Annotated in this window: 20 protein-coding genes; 3 read left to right on the top strand and 17 right to left on the bottom strand. The window is 38.4% G+C overall.

Annotation, left to right across the window (positions count from 1 at the left end):
• Positions 1–85 precede the first annotated feature (85 nt).
• From R2Q66_RS06635 to R2Q66_RS06555, 17 genes are all read right to left on the bottom strand, one after another.
• Entirely contained in the window at positions 86–655 is a 570-nt protein-coding gene (locus R2Q66_RS06635) for a Crp/Fnr family transcriptional regulator (RefSeq protein WP_316747224.1), read from the bottom strand.
• Positions 656–900: 245 nt separating this feature from the next.
• Positions 901–2,157, bottom strand: coding sequence for a glycosyltransferase family 2 protein (locus R2Q66_RS06630; RefSeq protein WP_316747223.1), 1,257 nt, complete (start codon positions 2,155–2,157; stop codon positions 901–903).
• A complete protein-coding gene (locus tag R2Q66_RS06625; protein ID WP_316747222.1) occupies positions 2,154–3,434 on the bottom strand; it encodes an alpha-L-rhamnosidase C-terminal domain-containing protein in 1,281 nt (426 codons plus the stop codon). Before R2Q66_RS06625 ends, R2Q66_RS06630 begins: the two co-directional genes overlap by 4 nt.
• 582 nt (positions 3,435–4,016) lie before the next feature.
• Complete coding sequence (locus R2Q66_RS06620; protein ID WP_316747221.1) at positions 4,017–4,577, bottom strand: hypothetical protein; 561 nt, start codon at positions 4,575–4,577, stop codon at positions 4,017–4,019.
• A gap of 39 nt (positions 4,578–4,616) precedes the next feature.
• Positions 4,617–5,792 (bottom strand): hypothetical protein, encoded by a 1,176-nt coding sequence (locus R2Q66_RS06615; RefSeq protein WP_316747220.1) that lies wholly within the window; start codon positions 5,790–5,792, stop codon positions 4,617–4,619.
• Positions 5,793–5,817: 25 nt separating this feature from the next.
• Positions 5,818–7,173 carry a DUF3738 domain-containing protein gene (locus R2Q66_RS06610; protein WP_316747219.1) on the bottom strand — a complete coding sequence of 452 codons (1,356 nt, stop codon included), beginning with the start codon at positions 7,171–7,173 and terminating at the stop codon, positions 5,818–5,820.
• Between the two features lie 3 nt (positions 7,174–7,176).
• On the bottom strand, positions 7,177–7,755 hold the full coding sequence (locus R2Q66_RS06605) for a hypothetical protein (RefSeq protein ID WP_316747218.1): 579 nt from the start codon (positions 7,753–7,755) through the stop codon (positions 7,177–7,179).
• Between the two features lie 7 nt (positions 7,756–7,762).
• A complete protein-coding gene (locus R2Q66_RS06600) occupies positions 7,763–9,226 on the bottom strand; it encodes a RagB/SusD family nutrient uptake outer membrane protein (protein ID WP_316747528.1) in 1,464 nt (487 codons plus the stop codon).
• A 65-nt stretch (positions 9,227–9,291) separates the two neighbouring features.
• Positions 9,292–12,882 carry a SusC/RagA family TonB-linked outer membrane protein gene (locus tag R2Q66_RS06595; RefSeq protein WP_316747217.1) on the bottom strand — a complete coding sequence of 1,197 codons (3,591 nt, stop codon included), beginning with the start codon at positions 12,880–12,882 and terminating at the stop codon, positions 9,292–9,294.
• Between the two features lie 219 nt (positions 12,883–13,101).
• Positions 13,102–14,232, bottom strand: coding sequence for a FecR family protein (locus tag R2Q66_RS06590; RefSeq protein WP_316747216.1), 1,131 nt, complete (start codon positions 14,230–14,232; stop codon positions 13,102–13,104).
• 66 nt (positions 14,233–14,298) lie between these two features.
• The gene (locus R2Q66_RS06585; RefSeq protein WP_316747215.1) at positions 14,299–14,877 is read right to left on the bottom strand and encodes an RNA polymerase sigma-70 factor; all 579 of its coding nucleotides are present in this window, start codon (positions 14,875–14,877) and stop codon (positions 14,299–14,301) included.
• Between the two features lie 91 nt (positions 14,878–14,968).
• On the bottom strand, positions 14,969–15,220 hold the full coding sequence (locus tag R2Q66_RS06580; protein ID WP_316747214.1) for a hypothetical protein: 252 nt from the start codon (positions 15,218–15,220) through the stop codon (positions 14,969–14,971).
• 1,577 nt (positions 15,221–16,797) lie between these two features.
• Positions 16,798–17,091 (bottom strand): hypothetical protein, encoded by a 294-nt coding sequence (locus R2Q66_RS06575; protein ID WP_316747213.1) that lies wholly within the window; start codon positions 17,089–17,091, stop codon positions 16,798–16,800.
• Between the two features lie 10 nt (positions 17,092–17,101).
• Positions 17,102–17,794, bottom strand: coding sequence for a glycosyltransferase family A protein (locus tag R2Q66_RS06570; protein ID WP_316747212.1), 693 nt, complete (start codon positions 17,792–17,794; stop codon positions 17,102–17,104).
• Positions 17,791–18,453: a glycosyltransferase family A protein gene (locus R2Q66_RS06565; RefSeq protein ID WP_316747211.1), complete on the bottom strand. Its 663-nt coding sequence runs from the start codon at positions 18,451–18,453 to the stop codon at positions 17,791–17,793. Before R2Q66_RS06565 ends, R2Q66_RS06570 begins: the two co-directional genes overlap by 4 nt.
• Positions 18,454–18,481: 28 nt before the next feature.
• Positions 18,482–19,123 (bottom strand): glycosyltransferase family A protein, encoded by a 642-nt coding sequence (locus R2Q66_RS06560; protein WP_316747209.1) that lies wholly within the window; start codon positions 19,121–19,123, stop codon positions 18,482–18,484.
• 54 nt (positions 19,124–19,177) lie between these two features.
• Positions 19,178–19,435: a hypothetical protein gene (locus R2Q66_RS06555; protein WP_316747208.1), complete on the bottom strand. Its 258-nt coding sequence runs from the start codon at positions 19,433–19,435 to the stop codon at positions 19,178–19,180.
• 156 nt (positions 19,436–19,591) lie between these two features.
• Here R2Q66_RS06555 and R2Q66_RS06550 point away from each other — a divergent pair, with 156 nt between their 5' ends.
• The 3 genes from R2Q66_RS06550 to R2Q66_RS06540 all read left to right on the top strand — a co-directional run bounded on the left by R2Q66_RS06550 (position 19,592) and on the right by R2Q66_RS06540 (position 21,894).
• Positions 19,592–20,200, top strand: coding sequence for a hypothetical protein (locus R2Q66_RS06550; protein ID WP_316747207.1), 609 nt, complete (start codon positions 19,592–19,594; stop codon positions 20,198–20,200).
• Between the two features lie 9 nt (positions 20,201–20,209).
• A complete protein-coding gene (locus R2Q66_RS06545) occupies positions 20,210–20,932 on the top strand; it encodes a hypothetical protein (protein ID WP_316747205.1) in 723 nt (240 codons plus the stop codon).
• 86 nt (positions 20,933–21,018) lie between these two features.
• Positions 21,019–21,894, top strand: a complete 876-nt coding sequence (locus R2Q66_RS06540; protein ID WP_316747204.1) for a glycosyltransferase family 10 domain-containing protein — start codon at positions 21,019–21,021, stop codon at positions 21,892–21,894.
• The last annotated feature ends 29 nt before the right edge of the window (positions 21,895–21,923 follow it).

Here is a 21,923-nt window from a genome sequence, read left to right as displayed (position 1 = left end):
CCTTTGTTTTTATAATTAAAAGCTGTATTAAAGTTACCCGGGCTAAGGCTTAGGAAGGTGGGTCAAATGACCCAAAATCAACTCCTTATCTTTTCATCCTGATCCTGTTTAACGTTTTTCTGGACACTCCAATGTAGAAAGCAATGGCTTCTACGGGTGCTTTTCTGGCGATAAACGTAGATTCTTTCAGGAGCAATTCGTAGCGTTCGCAGGGTTCATGAGCCGTTAAACTGCAGATCCGTTGCTCCGCAGAATGGTGGGAATCTTCCATCAGGTCCATGAGGAGAAAATTGAAATCAGGGAACTTTTCAATGAGGGTTCTAACGGCCTGGTAAGTGATACTGAGCATGGTACATCTCTCCATTACTTGTATATAGCCACCGAGGGGAACCTGTTTAAAAAAACTATGAATCGGGACCATGATTTCACCTTCATTCCAGAACCAGTAAGGTACTTTTTTGCCATTGTTGACAACATAAGCCATGGCGGAACCCTTTACGATGAACCACATCTTATTACAGACCGCTTCTTCATCCATGAGCATTGCATGGCTACGGTAAACCTCTCTTTTGACCATTCTGTTGAATTGTGTTTTGAGTTCATGTGTGGGGTTTCGCTGGCGGGACAGCGCTTTGAAAAAACGTTCATTTTCCATGTGATTATCATTGGGGCTGATTAAAAATACGGCTTCAGAAAAATTAAAAACTCGAAATCCGCAATGGATTACAACACTAAATTAGTAAAACAAATACGGCTAAACAGGTGCTGAAGGTCGATTGTACTGAGGTTACAGGATTGTTGCCTTTCGTTTGACAGTTTATTGTTCAATGTTAACAGGAGGGATAGCGGGGAAAAAGAAAAGCTGCAGAAGCTGCAGCTTTAGAGAGAGAAAATTGAGCGTTACAAATGAGTTTGGCTGCTCTGGCCTATATTTGCGATGAAGCCTTCGGTATAGTCGTGTGGCGCGACAAAAGCTTTGGATCTGTGGAGGAAATCGTCATCCTCACCCATATCCAAAGCGCGGAATTTGTATCTTTTCCAGAGTCGTTTCCAGTAGACGAGTGTTGCACCGTAGGCCCAGCCTTTGTTATTGATCGGGTCTTTGACCATTAATGTTTTTTTACCGTTCCTATTTTGAACGGTATATTTATCGAGTCCTGAAGCATCAGCCCCGCGGCTAACCAGGGAGGAAACCTGCTGGGTAATCCAATCCTGCGCATAGGTGTTCTGCTCGTCCCAATGCAGGATAATTTCTCCGTTAGCCTTTTCGCAGGCCCTGTTTTTTAATTCTCCAATGGTAATTGAAGGGATGTAGTGGACATAGCCAAATTTCTTGTGGTAGGGAATTGGGTTGGTACCGCAATTCGGACCGGTTTGTAGGATGAGCAGCTCCATATCCGGATAATCCTGGCGCAATAGATTTTCCATGGCCAGGGGCAGATGTGTTTGTCCGTCCTGGGTACATAAGATGCAGGTGACAGGGATCACCCATGCATATTCATTGCGAACTTTGATTGCTGTTTTTTGATAAGGTTGTGGGGTTTCTCTTCTCCGGTTGATCATTTTTATTCTTTCTTCCCGGTTTTCGAAGGAAATGTTTTTGTCGGCTTCATGAAATCCTTCCAGGTATCCTGCGGAATAAGTGTGGCAATAGATGAGGCCTCCTGAATTTTTGACGAAATGGGCATCTTCCATAGTCTCAATATCTTTGATCGGATATTTATCCCAAAATGACCTGAGGTAGCATAAGGTAGCAGGGGCCATGGCATAAATCTGTGTTTCAGCCTGTCTGTTGGTTCTGATTTGTAATCCGATAATATGAATTTGAGAGAAGAGTAGGGTATAGGTTTGGCGACTTAGCCAGTCAGGGGCGTACCAATCCTGGTCGTCCCAGTGCATGATGATCTCCCCCCTGGATTGCGCTATGCCGAAATTTCTTTTTGAGGCATTAGAAACCGGATCATCAAGGTGGAAATAGCATAGGTTTGGAGCGGTCTGGATCTGGTCTTTTAAACTTTTATCGCCATCATCAATGATGATCAATTGTTTATAGGGGTAATTTTGATCCATAAAATAGCTAATGCTATTCCTGATCATTTGCAGGTTATTTCCTGCGATCATGATACAGGAGACCATTGGCCGAAAGCCGTCTATCATAGCCAGATGTTATTAAAAATCACTGTTTCAATACTATGTTTCCCACTTTTCAGCGGGTGTACATTGTTGTTCCATATAAATAGTCCTTCGGTTTTTGGAGGAAGTTCGATACATACACTCATGCTTTCTTTATCCAATCGTCTAAAGTGGAAGCTAATGGTGCCATTTGGATGGGGCATCGTGGCGTCTAACTCTTTTAAATGACCAATAGCAGGTCTGATGATGACTTTTTTGAAGCCCGGTGAATCTGAGGTGATGCCACAAATGGTAGCCAGCAAATCGTAATTCGGAAACTGACTCCAGCTGTTCCGTTCTTCCGGAAGCGCGTTCGCCTGAGAGTTGCCATTGCTTATTTCCGCATTTCGAATTCGATGCCATATGGCTACCTGATCCAGGTATTTATCCGTCTTGTTCACCATTTTTAAAGCGAGGCTGAGGTAAAACTTGTAGAAAGTGGACATTTGAGTGATTCGCCGGTCGAATAGGAGGCGAAACATAATTTCATCCGCTTTTTTATCTTCTACTGCACCACTTAATATGGCCCATATGTTTGCGTATTGACTGAAAGAAGTTTGGGAAGGATTGTCGGCAACCAAGCCTTTTTCATAATTGTAGCATGATTCGAGGGTGCTACTGCCGATTTGTTCGGCAAGCTCAGTGTAGTTTTTAGCGCAATCCGGATCGCCATAGGCCTTAAATAATTTCGCCGCTAGTTTTAAAGTGTAAGCATATTGGAAAGACATGATGGAGGATTGTTCATTTAGCGGATCCGGTGCAACTCCCCAGCCGTTAAATTTATCCCAGTCGAGAAAGCTCCACCAGGTGATGGCGCCCCGCATTTCCTGGTCTCCGGTGAGTTGTCGGTCGTACCAGTCTAATATTCCCTGAACAGTAGGTAGCAATGGTTTGATAAATCCATCGTCTTTTCTGTGCATCCAATAATCGTAGATCATGTGAATCCAGTAAAGAGAAAAGCCAGGGATGATTTTTAACCGGGCACCTAATACGCGGGAATTTGGCATGTATTCCGGTGTTTTTGAATTGAAGAAGTCCATGATGGACTTTTTTAGCAGCTTATCGTCGCCGGATAGATATAGGGCTTGAAGTGCCTGCACTCTGGTATCTCCGCTATAATTGAATTGGTCGTAGTAGGCGGTGTCGTAGCAGATTTTAGAAGCTAATTCCTGAATGCGCTTGTATCCGCTAATCCAGATCCGTTTTAGGCTGGGGTCATCGCATTTGAACGTTGCGTTGACTATTAAGGGTTGATGATTCATTTTCTTTCGTATGGCTGTTTATTCCTGTTTAATTATTTAAGGTGTTTTAGAGTTACCGGAGCTCGGCCCTTCCCACACGCAACTCCGCCCCGGTTTTACTCTAGAAGATACCTTAATCTCTTCTGGATTTGGTTCATTTGACAACGTATTCTGACCTGGTGTAAAGAATTTATTCTTCACGCGGAGTCCAGGGGAATATCGCCGCATACTGCAGAACCAAGTTCTTGTTTAAGTGGTATTTGTTATTACCATCAGTTGTTTTGCTGTTACTATCAATTGTTTAGTTATTACCATCAGTTTTGTTGTTAAGTAATTTTAGTGCTTTTTTAGAGTTACCGGGGCTCGACCCTGAGGGAGGCTCCGCCCCGGTTTGACTCTAGGAAAACGATCTTTTATATTCATTATGGTTCATGTAGTGGCAACTCCATTTTGTACCAGTTTTTAAGTACTTCCCCTTTAAAAATTGCCAATTACAGAACCAATTTTTTAAAATACCGGAGCTCGGTACGTAGGATATAGCTTTGCCCCGGTATAAAGCACTTTCCAATAAAAAATCAAAAATGTACTCATGCTTTTATCTTACTATCTTTTATAAAATTTATAGGCTACACGTAGTCCGGCAAAAGAGTAGGTCTTTGATGGACCTACATTAATGCCTTCGTACTTAGCCAGAATACTGACGCGTCTGGAAGGTTGGAAACCAATGCCCTGTGCATAGGTGAAATAAGTGCTGTTGTCGCCATTTTTACCTAGATACCAGGATGCACCTAGTTGTCCGGAAAGAAAGATTTTTGGCGTGATGTAGTAGTTTACACCTGCAAGGGCAGGGAGCATGGATAAACCATCTTCTCCATCTTTCGGTAAGTAGTAGAGGTAGTTGGCACTTAGGGTTACACCAAGCTCTTTGAGTACCATGTATTCTCCTTGTAGGGATGCTCCCATAACAAAGGAGGATACTTTGGAAACAAAAGCTGTTGGTATTCCTTCATCAATACCTACACTGATTCTGAATTCGTTTTTCTTTTGGTAGGCAATGGTATCTTTTTTGGCCGGAGCGGTTTTTGTTGCATTGGTATTGGTTTGCGCGCTTGTTGATATAGCGAAGACAGCGCAAGCAAATATGGTGAGTAGTGTTTTTTTCATTTTGTTGAGTTTATGTAATGGTGGTTGGTTTGAGTTTCGTTATTTCCAGGTGCCAGGCTTGTTCCAGGTGGCTTTGTCTATTTCGGCTTGAGTAGGAGGGGTGGTTGCTTTATCAACTAGTTTGATTTTTCGGATTGAGCTAGGTATGTTTTCCATTACATAAATAGTACCATCTGGAGCAATAGCTATATCTTGTACGTCAAGAAAATATACATCAAAAGCTGGTCCTCCCTGGCCAAAAAGTACTGAAGGAAGAGGTTTACTTGGAACTCCGGCTAGAGGAGAAAGAAATCTATCTGCTGCAATTTTTAAATAAGTGCGATAAACCGCGTCCACGAGGTAAATGTTTCCTGACTTGTCTGTGCTCAAGGTTCTTAGTTGTCCGAACCTCGCCGCAGGGCCTTGAACATTAACATTGTAATCCATGGGGCCACCGGCATATAGGCTGACTATACCATCAATACCTATTTTAACCACGACACTTTGATTTACAGGTCTTGTTGCTACGTAGATGTTTCCTGCTTTATCAGATGTGATACCAGTTGGATTAGCAATAGTTGCGGTTGCAATTGGACCAAAAGTATTCGATGAGGCTATAGGAAAAGGAGTACTTACAATTCCAGTTGAGCTCACTTTTCTGATGCCTTTTATGTCTAAAAAGTAAATGTTATTAGCAGGGTCAATTGTAATGTCAGCTGGAGATAAAAATTTGATACCTGCTGTTGCAACCGGGCCGTCAATGTTTGCTCTACCCGGAGCCCCCGCTACTGTGCTGACCACTCCGCTAGGGGTGATTTTCCTAATACACGAATTTTGTTGATCTGCGAGGTAAAGGTTGTTTTGTGCATCAATAGTGAGAACATTCCCTCCATCGCCAAACTGCGCTGATGTTCCTGTCCCATCAAGTGAACCAATTACTCCCCCTGCAAATGTAGTGGTCACGCCTTCTGGAGTCACTTTTCTGATCCTTGAATTTCCCCCATTAGTATTTCCGTCTGCAACAAAGAGATTCCCTGAATCATCAACTACCATTGAATAAGGTCTGTCGAATGCAGCTTTAGTACCTGTTCCCTCAATAAATGCGGCTACATTTGATCCCGCAAAAGGACTAGCATACATTTCTTGTTCTACTAGAGGAGCTACATTCATAGTCTTTTTACAACTACCGAATGCCAAAATTATCGCGAATGCGTAGACTAATTTGTTTTTTTTCATGGTTTTATGGTTTTATGGTTGATTTTTAATAGAGCAGACCTCCGTTGATTTCTCTGAAAACAAGTTTGTCTACCATTTGACTTTCTTCTTGTAAATCGAGCCCATAGGCCTGAAGTGATTTTCTAATGCTTGGTATATCTGTCCAGGAGGAAAATCGAAGTATCATGTCTATTTTTTCTTTGTATCCAGATTGATCAAATATATATGGATTTTTCACCTCTTGATTTAGTCTGTAAATTAAGGTTGACAATGGTGTGTTACGAAATTCATGGAGATCTCCTGTAGTATTCTCCTGAGGATTAGATGCTGTTATGGGAGTTTTAGTTTTGATCATTTTGCTGTTGTCAGTCCGACGGAGGACATATACGCTTTCTTTTCTTTTTTCCCATCTGACCTGTAATCCTAGTAAATGATCTAAATCATTAAGAATGGATTTGGCGATGTCTTTATCGGTTTGATTGGTATTTGGATAACTAGATTCGAAGCAGATCCCATTTTTTCTTATCCAATCTGCTTTGTAAATTACACCAGGTTCATATTTGTATTTATCTGGATCTTTTACCTCCCAATGTATTTCATTGGGACCAATTCCGAATTCGCTGGGTTTGTTTAATGCCCCTTGAATACCTACTTTGCTCAGATTTAAGATGTACAAGGAGTATATTGGATAATTTAAATAGAAGGCTCTTACATTTCCTTTTTTCGGGTCTCTTATTATTCCTGATCCGCCACCCAATGTATTCATACTGTTTATACGGTCATTGTAATCACTAATGGCAGCGTACTGCATTACAGTTGTTTTTATATTAATTTGATTTTCATCAACTTCAAACAGTTGATTTTTTGTTCCATCAAATTGATCGAAATCAAATTTTACAGGCCAATTGATTTCTTCTCCATCTAACACTTTTCTTATATTGGCTGCATCTACATACTCCGGATCAGTAATTGCGATTACCCTATTTTTATAGATCCAAACTTCATGGGGTACTGCTATATGTTTAAAATATTGATGAAATAAAGTATCCTCAATTACTGAAGGTAGTTTTAGATTTTTAGTATTTTTGTTCTTTTCCCAAAAAGGTTTCACTAATTTTTCCGCTTCGTTTGTAACAGGTAGGATGGCTATTTTATCACCAAATTCTTGTTGTAGCTGTTCCATTTTTGGTAAACCAGCAACGCAACCACTACAGTAAATAGACCAAAAATCAACAAGGAGCAATTGATTTTTATAATCGGCTGTGCTGATGTTCTTCCTATCCGGATTTATCAATTTTCGAATGGAAAATGTAGGTAAGGAATCTCCAATCTTCAAGCTTGATTGTGCGTCTAGTTTTAGAGCAATTAGGGATGGAATGATTAATATAAAATATCTTTTCATGTTTTAGTTGATTTCTGTTATGACAAAAATATTTTTCTCCACATTTTTGATCAGGCGTTTTTGATATCCGCATTTTACCTTGAATAAACTACATAGATGGTTTCTTACTACATTTGCACTTTTGAGGGTGTTTTCTGGTAGTAAAAGTTCGTAGCAATAGGCATTTTTGCGGAGCCACCTTTGTTTCGAGCCATATCTGGGGTTATATCGGTATTTCGAAGAGTCTCTTACCTCTAATATGACCTCATTTGATTTTATTAAGCCGTAAGTCAGCATATCTGTAATGGAAAGGTTATACATTTTTATACGATGGGTTCCATGTTCCTCATCTTTTTGTGCTAAAAAATTCACGTTGAATTGTGAAACAATCGGTTTAACACCTTCACGATATCCTGTGAGAGCATAAAAATGAAGATGTCGGTGTTTATTCTCTACTTGCTCAGCTTTTAATTTAAAAACCGGGTTTTGATCATTAAATTGAGTTAAAGGTTTCTCAAAGGGTACTGTCTTCTTATCTTGTGCATAGCCTGATAATGCTAATAAGATTAAACCGTTAAGTATCGACCATTTGTAATTTGTCATAGTATTTTTATCTGGTATTCTGTGCTAAACTACTATTGTCTATTACTTCTTTAGGAAGCAATAAAGTGAACCTTGGGTCATTTGCAGGTAGAGTTACGATGCTTATGTTCTCCACTTTTACTGGGTTATCTTTGGTTCCGGTAAAGGTGACATCCTTAATAGTTCTGACTGCTGGTTTTTGAAGTCTCCGCAAGTCAGTCCACCTTAATCCCCTCATCAGTAGCTCTTTTCTTCTTTCGTTGAGTATCGTGTTTAATGCTACGTCCGGGGCTGTCTGAGCACTCATGTCAGTATAGGAATTGATTTTCCATCGTGTTTTTAATAAGAAATTCAAATCCTGTGCAGCTAATCCGATGTTTCCGGCTCTTGCATAACATTCTGCGCGAATCAAAAGGATTTCATCCACTGCCAGACCGGTAAAGAAAGTAGGAAAAGCGGCAGGTTCATAGTTGCCTGAGAAACGAAAGGTGCCATCCTGAAGAGAGGAGGTCGCTGATGTTCCTCCAGGAGGATTTGGATTTGGTAAATTCACACTGATTGTATTGGCTTTTAGAAATATGGATCTTCTCAAATCATCTGTAGCATAAGAAGCCGCTAAATCAGGATTTATTCTTGCTACACAGCTATTGTCTGAACTAGACCCTGGAACTAAAATTGTGGCTACCAAAGGATTACTAGCGCTATACCTGCTGAGGGAATAAAAAATAACTTCTTTGTTAAAACGAGGACTAAAAGGAATTGAGGAAGTCTGACTGATGGTGTTAAAATCCATTAGATCTTTTTTTATTTCTAATGCTGCATTGGCATTAATTAATGCATTTGAATAATCTGACATAGATAAATAAGTTCTGGCCAGCATGGCATACGCAGCAATTTTATTCGGTCGGGTTGTATAATCCGAAGTTCTTGGGAGTAAGCTAAGTGCTTCCTGTAGGTCCTGTACGATGCGGTTATAGGTATCTTGAATCGTGCCTCTAGTAGATTTAATATTGATATCTGGATCAAGTTTTATTGGGATTCCGGGATCTTGATTTGTAGTACCTGCTACATATGGTTTTGCATACATTTGAGCAATAGTCCAAAAACAATAAGCCCGATAGAATAAGGCGCTACCTCTTAATGTGTTTAATACCGCGGGGTTGTCGTTCCCTCCCTTTAGTTTATCCAAAGTCTGCAACACAAGATTCGAATTGTATACGATATTATAAGGATTAATCCAGTTGGGCGCAGCGGAAATTCGCTGTGCATTGGGATTCCATGAATATAAATCTCTTTCTTCTTGAGTAATATTTGGCGACAAACTACTTGCGGAACTCAGGAAATAATCATCCGCAGAGATCTCTGCGTCGACAGGGTATCCAGTATTCATGTTTGCGTAATTATCTAGCAATAGCTGACAATCATTAGCCGTTGTAAGGAAGAACTGAGTATTACTCTTTTTTATGTCTAAAAATTTTTGACAGGAGGCCATGCCCAGGCTGAGTAACAATAGGGGCAATGATATTTTAAAGGCTTTCATTTTTTTAGGTGTTTTGTTTAGAAACTTGCGCTTAAACCAATGCTATAAGTACGGGGATTGGGAAAATCATAAATATCCGGATCGATTCCTAGTTTGTTGGCCCGCCATACAATACCAAGGTTATTTACATTGGCATATATACGGGCACTCTTTATAGCCCATATACCCTTTGCTAAAGTATAGGAGAAATTAATTTCCTGAAGCCTGACATGATCTGCTTTCTGTACATTGATCTCGGAATTGTAATAGAAATTATCACGATTATCTGTAGCTCCATCTACAATAGGGAAAACAACTGAAGGAACATTTGTGAATGCCTCATCTCCAGGTTTTTGCCAACGGTTAGCGTATTCCTCGCCTTGTGTCATCTGGTTATTAGAAAAAAGTTGAGCATACCTTACCACACTATATGGTGACCTCCTGAAATAGTAGCCTAGTTTGTACAGGAAATTTAGGGATGCTGCAAAATTTCCGTATTTAAAGGTATTGCGGAAAGAGCCATAATAAACTGGTACTGCAGAACCAAAATAGCGGCCGGTTTCTAATGGTGCATTGGTAATTTGGTTATAAACAGCCAAATCACCAGTAACTCTTACTGGTTTACTATCTACATAGCCCATTGGATCTCCTGTAGCTGGATCTAATCCTGCCCAACGATAAGCATAAAGTCTCGAAAGATCCGCTCCTTTATTATAGGGAGGATTATTATTGATTTGCTGTCCTATGGTATTTGCTTTTGTACTAAATAACTCAGTTACTTTTACGCGGTTATAGCTGAAAAGGAAAGTAGTGCTCCAGCTAAATTTATGAAGCTCGAGATTTAGTGAATTTAGGCTGAAATCTACTCCACTGCCTCTTAAATTCGCTGCATTGTATGGTAAAATTGAAAAGCCCGTTGTTGGATCTAATGAAGCATTAGCAATGAGGTCTTTTGTTTTTCGGATATAATACTCAATGTTACCGGTTATTCGGTTGTTTTTGGTTCCAAAATTAAGTGCAAGGTTAAACATTGCTGCTTTTTCCGGCCGTAAATCTCTATTGGATCCAGCTGCCGTATTGGCAAATGGTAAGAAATACCCTACGCCTGAGCTTGGGGCATAACTAATCAATGGTTGGGGACTTACACTGGCATTCACATTCCCGTTAAAACCAAAGGTAGCCTTCAGTCCCAAAGTGGGCAGCCAGGTTATATGATAGAATTTTTCCTTGTTGATGTTCCATTTTCCACCTGTTGAAAAGTAGATTGCGCCATGGTCGTTTGTCCCCTCACCAAAAACACTGGAGTAATCATCCCTGATGCTAGCTGATAGTGTATAGCGTTTGTCGTAAGTATAAGCCGCATTAGAATATAGGCTAAATGTTCTTACCCTATAATCCGTGTATGATGATTGATATGGTATTGCCATAGATGCTACTCCAACACTTGGGTCAACGAAAAATACGGGTGTTAATACTCCAAAAGGAAGTGCATTGTTCACCGTTTTATTTTGTTCATTGTATCCGTATAAATAGTTGATGGTAGTATTGTTATAATCTTGTCCGCCTTCGATTCCAGCAATAGCATTTAGTTCATGTTTCTCCCCCCAGTTTTTATTGGCGCTTACCTGAGCCCGTACCGTTTGGTTGTTGGATTTTCCGTTTGTGGGAATGAGTAAACCTCCAAGGGGAACTACTCTCGCAAAACTGGTTCTATTCGTGAGCTTATTAATCAAATCCCTCATGAAAAAAGAATTTTGACCTCTTAGTTGGGTTTGCTCATTAAGTCCCCAAGCATTGTTGTAAATGATGGAAGCAGAAAATAGTGGGCTAAATGTATAAGCCGCAGTTAAATTCAAGTTTAAGAGTTGATTTTTAGATTTCAGATAACTGTGCTTAATTTCATCCAATGGTTTAAAGGACATATCTAAAAGCTTGTCTCCGTATTTACTGGATAAAGCTTCCAGAAATGCTTGGCGATATGTTGTTGGTACCACAGTTGGGTCACCAGCATCATCTACTAATCTTGTATAAGGGTAGAATTCCTCTCCTGTGATTGTTGTACCTCCCTGCTCATGACGATTTTGTTGATTATAAGTGATATTTGTACTTAAATTCAAATTTTTCACGGGTTTAACGCTAGCATTATACGCGATTGACATTCGATTCGCATCAGATTCTTTTGTATTGTTTAAGGTTTTACTATAGCTTCCAGATAAACGATAAGCATAGTTTTTTATCCCTCCGGAAGCACTTAGGTTATAATTTTGGTTAACGGAATTTTGTAAAAGATACTTTGTGTAGTCCTTTCTGATATCGTTTTTACGTAAGGCATCGATCCGATTTTTATATTCTACATCAGTAATTCTACTTTTTTTCCACAAATTCCATATTTCAGCTACTGGGGAAATTTTGGCCTGACCAATAATGAAGCTTGGTGGGTCTGGAATTACCGGATCACCAACCGTTTGTCCTTTATAATTAAGTTGTGCGAGTTGTGCATCAATATAATCGGAGGTGCTCATCACTTTTCGGTAAAATAAATCCATTTTATCTGATACATTCAGATTTCCATCGAAGGAAATAGACGTTGGTGTGTCAAATTTCCCCTTTTTTGTGGTGATGACAATTACTCCGTTTGCAGCCTTTGACCCCCAGATGGAGGCTGAAGCAGCATCCTGGAGGATATTAATGCTTTCTACGTCATTTGGATTTAACTTTTCTATTGAATACGGACTGGCTATTCCATCAATCACGACTAAAGGCTGTCCACTGGTAAAGTTTGGGTCAGGACTTGCTGAGGTCGTTAAACTGTTCTTTCCGCGGATGGTTAATGTATTTAAAATAGGGGTTTTACTCTGGAACTTAGCCGAATTGGTGGGGTTTTGTATCAATTGATTATTAAAATCCAAACCAGTGGTGATGCCTTCTAATCTCTTTAGGAGATCAGGACTGGTACTATGCTCCAGTTGTTTAGCGGTAATGATTTGGAAAGATCCTGTTGCACGTTCTTTTGGTAAGGATTGATAACCTGTATTTACCACTTCTACCTGTTTGAGATTTGAATTACTCAACTGGAGTACAATTGATAATGGATCTTTTGGTTTTGCATAACTAGCTTTAATTTCTCTCGTTACATAGCCAATATAAGAAACTATGATGATGTCTTCTGGGGCAACACTTAGGTTAAATTCACCATCTTTATCGGTTTTAGTAGATTTCTTTGTCCTTTTTACCGTCAATGTGGCTCCAGCTAAAGGCTGGTTCTCTTCATCTAAAACCTTTCCATGTATGATAATCTCTTGTGCCAATTCTATTTTTTGATTGCTCAGGCTTTGTACCGGCCTTCTAATTACAATAATCTTATTACTGATCACATAAGTTAAGTCTTGATTTTTAAGACATAGGGCTAAAACCTCCTCAAGGGGCAAATTGGTCACCTTGATGTTAACTTTTTCGGCTGTTTTTAGTAAATTAACATCGCCAAAAAAATCGTATCCGGTTTGTATCCTGATTTTTTTGAGAATACTTTCCAGAGGTGCATTTTTTTCAGATAGGGTCACTCTCTGAGCTTCTGATGCAAGGCCGATCTGAAGAAAAACTGTGGTCATTAAAACAATAATCAGTTTCATAACGAACAGAAATTTAGTCGCACAGGCAGATTGCCTGTATGATATTTTTGAATTAAAATTCATACATTTGGTATGTTTGGTTTTATGCCAGGTACAGTTATTGTCCATGAACCGACGGGTACCAGGCAGGTTGTTAAGTTGATTTTCTTGATTAAAGCCAGACTTTGCCGGGGGTTCTAAAGGCCTCCGGCTTTTTTGTGCTTTATGATGAGGTATAAGTTATTTCATAAGCGTAATTCTCCTTCCTTCTATTTTATAATTGATCTTTCCTGTTAATTGCAACATTTTTAATACTTCAGATATGTTTTTTGAACGGGATATTGTACCCATATAACCATCTTTATTAAAGTTACCTTCATAAGTTACTTCCACATTATACCATCTGGCAACCTCCCGCATGATGCTCATAATATCATCACCTCTGAAAATGAATTCATTGTTTTTCCAAGCGAGGTCTTTTTCCAGATCAGTTTTTTTAATTTTAATGCTTTTGGAATTTTCTGATGTAAATGCAGCCTGACCAGGTTTTAAAATTATATGTTTTAAGCCTTTTGAAATTTTAACTTTGCCCTCTGCTAAAGTAGTTTGGGTTTCATTCTCGTCTGTATAAGATTTGACATTGAAGTGGGTACCGAGTACTTCGATAGTTTGTGTTCCACTTACTACTTTAAATACCTTCTCTTTATGTTTTGCCACTTCAAAATAAGCCTCCCCAAGAAGACTTACTATACGATCTTTGCCTATGAATGTATTTGGATAGGTTAAAATGGAAGCGGAGTTCAACCATACTTTGGTTCCATCTGGTAAAAGGACTTGATACTTTCCTCCTCTAGGTGTTTCCAACTTATTTAGGGCTATAGTTGCTGTAGTGCTCTTTTGTTGCTCGTAAATGAGTAAGCCATTTGATTTCCGGATGTTTATACCACCTTGAATGGCGACCAAATCTTTATTGCTTTGGTTGAGCGAAATTCTTTCACCATTATTTAAGGTAAGCGTTGCTTTGTTTTCAGCTGCCATTACATCATTTTGAGTCATGAGGACTGGAGAAGATAGAGACGCAGGTTTGAGGTAGCTATAAGTAATTATAGAGCTGATTAGTAATATTGCTGCGGCAGCTGCAACTCCTACCCATAACTTTTTATTAACTAAAGTGTTTTCCCGATGGTGCATATGGAGGCTTAACTTCTCCCAAGTTCTATTGTGGACAATAGTAATGTGCTCCTGAGAGGGTCTATACTTGCTTTCCTTTAGCTCGTATATGTGCCAGCTTTCCACGATGATCCTTTCTTCTTCCGAAGCGGTATCATTTGCATAGTTATGGATAAGGTCTTCTGGCTTATATTTTTTCATTAAAATCTCTTTTATACCATTAAGTAAGTTAAAGAGGGATAAAGGCCTAGATGGGAATGAAAAAAATTATTTATTTAATAATAACATTAAGAAAGCGAAAAGAGTTAATCTGCTTCTCAGTATTTTTAAGGCATTGCTGATTTGGTTCTTGACTGTTTTTTCGGATAAACCAAGTTTTTCTGCAATCTCTTTTCTTGATAAGTCAGTTTTTCGGCTCAGCTCAAATACTTCCCTCATTTTATCGGGTAAAGCTGCGATCTCCTGTTCAATTATTTTATTGAACTCTTTGTGCCTGATAAAGTGATCTGTAATGTAATTGCTCTGGTCTAGAAATTGATTGAAGGAATCGATATAATCGGCTCTTACTTTTTTATGATCGAGCAGGTTCATAAATTTGTATTTGACTGCTTGATACAGATATACGGAAATAGAACTATTAATGGTAATACTGAATCGTTTTTCCCAGAGATACACAAAGACTTCCTGTACAATGTCTTCTGCATCATCTTCGTCTTTAGTAATTTTGCAGGCATAGACATATAATACACCTTGAAATCGCGTGTAAATTTCACTGTAAGCCGCAAGATCCCCCTTTTTTAATAAGGTAGTTAACTCAAAATCTGTAAATGAATGATATGAGGTCATGAGTAAAATTATATATTTTTTCGCAAAAACAATAAACCCGGGAAAGGTAATTTCCCGGGAGTTCGATTTAACAAAGATACTTAGCTATTTGTTATACACTTTTAAGGTAAACAAAACGCTTAGTTGCACCATCTTGAGGTTGTGGAATCAAAGTAGCCAATGCATTACTAATGTAGTCTTGCACATCCGCAAGGCTACCAGGGTTACCTAGGCTTTCATCATTTAGATAAATTGCACAGATATTAACTCCAGAAGTACAATTCGGTGCTAAAGTCATACGGGTGTAACTTGCAGGAAGGTTTGGATTTCCAACGCCATCATACGCAAACCAATTCTTAGCCATAACATAGAATGCTTTTATAAATCAAAAAGCAATAAAAACTTTCATTTTTACCTACTCTGTTCAGGATTTTCGGCTTCTTCCTTTTTCGCCTGGTATTTTACAAGCTATCTCTGCTCTTTAAATATAAATCAATTTGCTGCAGACAAAGAGAAATATTTAAAATGAACATTGATGATTTACTATAATCCGGATTTTATAGTAAATGTCTTTGAGGGTATAATTCACATCGATTTATGTAAGATCTTAGAAATCGATGTGAATAATTATCAGCAGTTTCTTAATGTGACAAATGGTTGTCCTCCTGTCGGTTGAGGTACTTGAGTTATCAAAGCATTACTAATGTAGTCTTGTACCTCCGCAAGGCTACCAGGGTTCCCGAGGCTTTCGTCATTTAGATAAATAGCACAAATGTTGCAGCCACCTGTACAGTTGGGTTCAACATTTGCTCTGGCATAACTTGCAGGAAGGTTTGGATTTCCCCTTCCATCATATGCAAACCAATTTTTAGCCATATTATAGAATGCTTTTATAAATCAAAAAGCAATAAAAACTTTTATTTTGCCTACTCTGTTCAGGGTTTTCGGATCTCCCAGTTTTTTCCGGTTATTTTGCAAGTAATCTTTGCTCTTTAAATCTAAATCGATTTGCTACAGTCAAATAGAAATATTTAAAATGGGCATTGATGATTTACTATGTTCCGGATCTTATAGTAAATATCTTTGAGTGTATAATTCACATCGATTTATAATTTATATAGGATCTAAGGAATCAATGTGAATAGTTGTCAACAGCTTTTGAGATAGACAAACCGTTTATTAGATCCTCCTGATGGTTGAGGTACTTGTGTTACGAGTGAATCATTAATATAATTTTTCACTTCTGCCGGAATAGGACCAGGGTTACCCACGCTGTCATCATCTAGATAAATAGCACAAATCTCGCAGCCACTAGTACAGGTGGGTGTAGCATACACTCTGTAATAGCTTGAAGGAAGAGTTGGATCTCCAGTTCGATTATATCCAAACCAATGATAGGCCATAATATAGAATGCTTTTATAAATCAAAAAGCAATAAAAACTTTATTTTGTCCTACTCTATTCAGGATTTTCGGATCTTCCTTTTTGTTCGTTAATTAACAGACTATCTCTGTTCTTTTTAAGATAAAGTTGTTTAGAATTAGATCAGCCTTAAAGTTCGATCATATAGACATAAGCTTTAGAAGGGGGGGCAGGTTGTGCCATGCATGTAGCCAGTGCATTATAGATGTAACCTAGAACACTAGAAAGGTCTGAGGGGATAGGCGCGCTTTCATCTAGTAAAATAGCACACATATGACATCCATTAACACATAAAGGTTTTACAGGCATTAGCCTGTAACTACTAGCTAGAAGTGGATCTCCAAAACCATTATACGCATACCAATTAGCCATAATTTAGAATGCTTTTGTAAATCAAAAAGCAATAAAAACTTTATTTTATCCTATTCTGTTTAGGGTTTTCGGATTTCCCTTTCTCTTATACTAATTTACGAGTTGTTTCTTTCACTAATAGGGTCAAATGACCCAAAGATGAAATAGTTATTCCTCAATTGTTCCGGATGCGGGTTGCATAGACATGCGTACTTCTAAAGGAACGGGTGGGAATAGGGAAACAGGTTGTCCTTTTCCTTTAGCTAGGGCCCTGATGATATAAAATAATAAGCCGGGAGTACCTTCCAGATCAGGTTTTCTATCCGGGTCATTAGGGATTTCATCGGCGAAAATTGCCGATAAATAAGGGCCGTCAACAGTTTCAGGTGCCGCTGTTAATATTTTGTAGCTCTCTGGATTACAAATGTCCATGTCGTTGTTTATCAGTTGATACCAAGGCATAATTTCTTTTTTAGTGATAAGGCTTACTCTCTCCAGGGTTTTCAGCTTTCCCCTCATATTTAACATTCATTGATCTTATAGCATGTTTTTTATGCCTTGAATCTTCAAACGGTTTTAAAGTCGTATTGTGAGCATGGAGTGTAGCAACAAATCCATCTACATAATCATGGGCAAATATTGTTGCTCCTGTATTCCAGATATAATCATAATCTTCTCCAATTTGTATATCCTTAAAAGGATGCTGTTGCCAGAATTTTTTTTTGTATACCATTGTAGCACCAGCTAGCCAGGGATGTTCTGTTTGTTTATCAACGACTTTCCAGAATTTCCCAACCACCGGAGAAAAGAATAGAATATCATTCAATCCACAAATGTCTGCTCCAGAGGATTCAATTGCTGTTAGTTGTCTGCTGATCCAGTCTCCCGCATACCAATCGTCGTCATCCCAGTGCATGATAATTTCTCCTTTTGCTTCTTCACAAGCAAAATTGCGCTTCATGCCAATGGTACTGACTGTTTCTTTATAAAAGTATCTGATCCGACGGTGTTTTGGAATGATGTCCCAGACAGATTCTTTCCCATCATCAATGATAATCAGCTCCGCATTACGATAATCCTGATTTAGAAAATTATCAATAGCCAAAGGAATAAACTTTGCTCTATTTGCCGTTGGCATGATACAGGAAACATAAGGCGTGCTCATGGTAGATTCGTTTTATTTGGATCTTTCCATGTTGTTCCATTTTTCTTATGTCGAATCTCTTCTACCGGCTTAATACTCGTATTGTGTGCATGAAGAATTGCAACGAAACCTTGAGTATATTCCAATGCATAAGTTCTTGCTCCTGTATTCCAAACGAAATCATAGTCTTCTCCCACCTGGATGTCTATAAAGGGGTGTTCTTGCCAAAAAGATTTATGATAAGCCATGGTTGCACCACAGATCCAGGGTTTTTCTAAATCCTTATCTTCGTAGATCCATCGTTTATCTACAGATGGAGAATAGAAGATGACCTGATTTAATCCGGTTATGTCCGCTGCAGAGGTGTTTAATGCAATAACTTGCCTGGTGATCCAGTCAGGGGCATACCAGTCATCGTCGTCCCAGTGCATGATGATTTCGCCATTTGCTTTTTCACACGCATAATTTCGTTTTACTCCTATAGTACCTAAGGGCTCAGTATAGAAATACCTTATTCTGGGATCATCAGGGATTAATTGTGAAGCGGGTTCTTTTCCATCATCAATAATTACGAGCTCTGAATTAGCATAATTCTGGGCTTTAAAATAACTAATGGCTAGTGGAATGAATTTTTGCCTGTTGGCCGTTGGCATGATGCAGCTGACTAATGGTAAAATCATAATATTTTCTTTAGGTTGTTTTAAGTGGTTAATTCATGTGTTGGAGAAGGTTTTCTTTTTCTTTCTCCTCTAAATGTTGGCTGTGGGACATCAGGAATTCAAGATCTTGATCGTTCCATGTCTCTTCTCCATGATGTATATAGACATATAGAAAGGGAGCTTGATCCAACAACAATAATTGTTTTCTGGATTGCAATAACTCGATTATAGGAGAGCTCTTTATGTTATTATTCTTTTGTGTAAGAATATCTTTACTACACAATACAGTACCCTCCCATGTATTGTTGAAAGAAGAATAAGCTTTGTTTTTAATTACATCATATAGTAGGATATGGCTTAAAATACTAGCTTGATATCCTTCACCTTTATTTTGAATGCTGTTGTATTGATAGGAAATTCTGCTTGGATGATGCCAATCACTATCATCCCAGGTACAAATATATTCCCCGTTTGATTTTTTTATCGCTTGATTTTTTGCATCTACTAAGGAACTATCTTTTTCTCTTTCCACAGCTAAGATGTTGAGCATGGAATTTTGCCTGTCCGCAATAATTTTTCTACTGGAACGGTCTTTTTTAGGAAAAGAAATCACAAGCTCTATATTTAAATAGTTTTGTGACTTGAAACAGTTAATTGCTTTCTGAAGTAGTTCGGGCCTATCATCTGTCATACAAATACAGGAAATTAATGGATACGATGGTATCATAATCAAATACAGTTAAGGTTATTTATATTTTAAATACACATACTTTTTAGCATCAAATGGGTAGTCTGGCTGTAGTTGACCAGTAACCATTGCTTTTTTTATATAGTTCTGAATATGGGGCGAAAGTGGTGCTTCTGGATGAGTTTCTTCCCCCTCTGCATATATCGCACAGATTTGATTTCCACATAGACAAGAATGTTGAACGGTCAATCTTCTATAATTGGAAAAAAGGCAAGGATCTCCAAAGCCCATAAAAACATACCATGATTTTGCCATTGTATTTTAGATTTTGTGTAGACTAAAATTAGGTAAACATCTATTTCGAAATAGGGTCAAATGACCCAAAATTCTGTTATTTATTACAGTCATTCTGCTTTTTGATAAATTGAGGCTATGGAATTGAAAATTCAACCTGACTCAAAATAATGGCCTATGAGATTAATCAAAAAAATCAATCATCATGAAATGTTGCGCCGCTGGGCGATTGCGGAAGTTTATGTGGAGCATTTAGACTCCATAGATGAAACCATTCCTCAGGATATGTTACAATTACTGCATTCAAATGATACTGATTTGGAAAAAGAAGGAATCATCAGATCCTTGAAACCACATCATCTATCATTAATGGATTGTTTGCCAACAGACGTTTCCTGGTACATGGCAGATTTAGAAGTTAAATTGGAAGAGTTTAATAAGCTACAAACGATAGGGGTAGAAGGCTTTGCCAGAATGACAAATGACAGTTATCTCGTTGCTGATGCTGCAAAAACGCTTCAAAGGAATCGAGGCATGGATCTTCGTATTGATGGCATTAAACAAGCTTTGAAAGCAGGAAGCAATAAAATACAATGGTTGGGGATAACTCTTTTGGCCTCTGGTATTGAGGGACCTTTTACTATTGTAGATGGGAACGGAAGACTGATCAGTTTATATCAGCTTTTATTTCTGGAAAACAATCAACGATTGTTGAATTCTCAAATGGAAGTCGTTCTGGGAATATCAGCAGAGGAATTTAAGATTTATAGTATGTACCAGGAATAATGAATTAAAATGGAAAAGAAGAAAATAAAAGTCGATGTGATCATATTGAGCTATGCACAGACGGAAGATTTGAAGCAAATGACCGAAAACTGTTTAGCTTCTCTGATGGCATCTGAGGATCCTGAAATAATTGAATTCAATATTTTAACCTTTGAATCAGAAAAAATAAATAAACCTGATCCCTATCCATATGGGACTACTATTTATCCGGATACAGAATTTGGTTACCATAAATATATGAATCTGGGCTTAGCCATGACTTCCTCGCCCTTTGTTTGTCTTTGCAACAATGATTTGATTTTTCATCCAGGTTGGGCGACAGAAATTTTTAAAGCATTTTTAAAACACCCAGATCTATCCAGCGCATCTCCTATATGTGTCAAACATCATGAAACTATGGGGTTTAAACCCCATACGGGAATTTATCCGGGTTATCGGATTCGCTATGAAATTTCAGGTTGGTGTCTATTTCTTAAAAGAGACGTATTAAGGCTTACCGGAAAATTAGATGAGAACCTCAAGTTTTGGTGTGCTGATAATGACTATGCGAATACCCTTTCTGTTTTGGGTTTAAAGCATGCGTTAATTACGTCCTCCCTCGTAGATCATTTGGAAACACAGACCTTAAACCACCAAACTGAGGAGAGACAATCTGAGTTAACCGAAAATATGGGAACGTATTACGAGAAGAAATGGTATCCGCGTTTAGGAGAGAATTGGCAGGAGATGTAGGGACAAATGACCCATAATTCCCTGCAATTCATTTGTCTGTTTCTTTGTCATTACTTTAGAAATATCAACTGATAAGCTACCTAAATATGAGAGTTAAATTTTTCGCCAACTATGATTGTTCAGAGGTTCTGCTGAAAAGATTCAAGGCCAATTATGAAGTTTATGATGATGCATTGAGCTTTACCACTAGTGATGATTATGATTATGCAGTGGTATTTAACAGTACAGCTGAAAGCATCCATAGTAAAGCAAAAATAATCACCATAATTCAGGAACCTTCCTGGAGTCCGGCTCACCTCAATACTTACTTTTTAAGTAATAGTGATTATCTGATTGTCCATGATCAGCAATTGTTTGAAGAGACCCATCACATTAAATTGAGCAAGAAAGTGATAGAGAGCCCTGCTTACATGTTTTTTCATGATAACGTAGATAAATCCCTGTTTATAGAAAATAAATCGATCCAGAAGCCTAAAAAGCTATCAATGATTGTGTCTTCGTTAAGTTTCCATATTGGGAATTACACGAAGCGAATGAGATTGCTTCGTCAGATTCTTTCATCAGACCTGGATATTGACATTTATGGTAAGGGCTTTAATATAACTGATGGGAGATATAAAGGCTTTATAGAACATAAACATACCGGCTTAATGCCTTATGAATATTCTATCGCCATTGAAAACTCCAATGAAAAGAATTACATCACGGAAAAGTTTGTGGATTGTGCGCTTTGCGATACGATTCCTATCTATTGCGGCGCGCCAAACATTGCAGAAGTCTACAATGAAAAATACTTCCGTACACTGGATCTGGATAGCCCTTGCATCATAGAAGATATTAAAGAAATTATTAAAAAACCGGCACCGATACCGGGAGAAGATATGGACAATAACAAGAACAGGTACTTTCAGCAGGGAAATCTTTATCGCTTGCTCAAAGAACTGGTTTATACCGATGTTTAATCAGACGTCCATAAAAAAAAGGGGGCTGT

This window comes from Pedobacter gandavensis, assembly GCF_032677645.1.
GTDB classification, from domain to species: domain Bacteria; phylum Bacteroidota; class Bacteroidia; order Sphingobacteriales; family Sphingobacteriaceae; genus Pedobacter; species Pedobacter gandavensis_A.
Note: the sequence above shows the minus strand (reverse complement) of the source record. Positions and strands in the feature narration are given on the sequence as shown.

What these genes read in the sequence shown, in the direction of transcription:
- R2Q66_RS06635 (WP_316747224.1), bottom strand. Translation starts at nt 655, where the DNA reads ATGGAAAATGAACGTTTTTTCAAAGCGCTGTCCCGCCAGCGAAACCCC.
- R2Q66_RS06630 (WP_316747223.1), bottom strand. Translation starts at nt 2,157, where the DNA reads ATGATAGACGGCTTTCGGCCAATGGTCTCCTGTATCATGATCGCAGGA.
- R2Q66_RS06625 (WP_316747222.1), bottom strand. Translation starts at nt 3,434, where the DNA reads ATGAATCATCAACCCTTAATAGTCAACGCAACGTTCAAATGCGATGAC.
- R2Q66_RS06620 (WP_316747221.1), bottom strand. Translation starts at nt 4,577, where the DNA reads ATGAAAAAAACACTACTCACCATATTTGCTTGCGCTGTCTTCGCTATA.
- R2Q66_RS06615 (WP_316747220.1), bottom strand. Translation starts at nt 5,792, where the DNA reads ATGAAAAAAAACAAATTAGTCTACGCATTCGCGATAATTTTGGCATTC.
- R2Q66_RS06610 (WP_316747219.1), bottom strand. Translation starts at nt 7,173, where the DNA reads ATGAAAAGATATTTTATATTAATCATTCCATCCCTAATTGCTCTAAAA.
- R2Q66_RS06605 (WP_316747218.1), bottom strand. Translation starts at nt 7,755, where the DNA reads ATGACAAATTACAAATGGTCGATACTTAACGGTTTAATCTTATTAGCA.
- R2Q66_RS06600 (WP_316747528.1), bottom strand. Translation starts at nt 9,226, where the DNA reads ATGGCCTCCTGTCAAAAATTTTTAGACATAAAAAAGAGTAATACTCAG.
- R2Q66_RS06595 (WP_316747217.1), bottom strand. Translation starts at nt 12,882, where the DNA reads ATGAAACTGATTATTGTTTTAATGACCACAGTTTTTCTTCAGATCGGC.
- R2Q66_RS06590 (WP_316747216.1), bottom strand. Translation starts at nt 14,232, where the DNA reads ATGAAAAAATATAAGCCAGAAGACCTTATCCATAACTATGCAAATGAT.
- R2Q66_RS06585 (WP_316747215.1), bottom strand. Translation starts at nt 14,877, where the DNA reads ATGACCTCATATCATTCATTTACAGATTTTGAGTTAACTACCTTATTA.
- R2Q66_RS06580 (WP_316747214.1), bottom strand. Translation starts at nt 15,220, where the DNA reads ATGGCTAAGAATTGGTTTGCGTATGATGGCGTTGGAAATCCAAACCTT.
- R2Q66_RS06575 (WP_316747213.1), bottom strand. Translation starts at nt 17,091, where the DNA reads ATGCCTTGGTATCAACTGATAAACAACGACATGGACATTTGTAATCCA.
- R2Q66_RS06570 (WP_316747212.1), bottom strand. Translation starts at nt 17,794, where the DNA reads ATGAGCACGCCTTATGTTTCCTGTATCATGCCAACGGCAAATAGAGCA.
- R2Q66_RS06565 (WP_316747211.1), bottom strand. Translation starts at nt 18,453, where the DNA reads ATGATTTTACCATTAGTCAGCTGCATCATGCCAACGGCCAACAGGCAA.
- R2Q66_RS06560 (WP_316747209.1), bottom strand. Translation starts at nt 19,123, where the DNA reads ATGACAGATGATAGGCCCGAACTACTTCAGAAAGCAATTAACTGTTTC.
- R2Q66_RS06555 (WP_316747208.1), bottom strand. Translation starts at nt 19,435, where the DNA reads ATGGCAAAATCATGGTATGTTTTTATGGGCTTTGGAGATCCTTGCCTT.
- R2Q66_RS06550 (WP_316747207.1), top strand. Translation starts at nt 19,592, where the DNA reads ATGAGATTAATCAAAAAAATCAATCATCATGAAATGTTGCGCCGCTGG.
- R2Q66_RS06545 (WP_316747205.1), top strand. Translation starts at nt 20,210, where the DNA reads ATGGAAAAGAAGAAAATAAAAGTCGATGTGATCATATTGAGCTATGCA.
- R2Q66_RS06540 (WP_316747204.1), top strand. Translation starts at nt 21,019, where the DNA reads ATGAGAGTTAAATTTTTCGCCAACTATGATTGTTCAGAGGTTCTGCTG.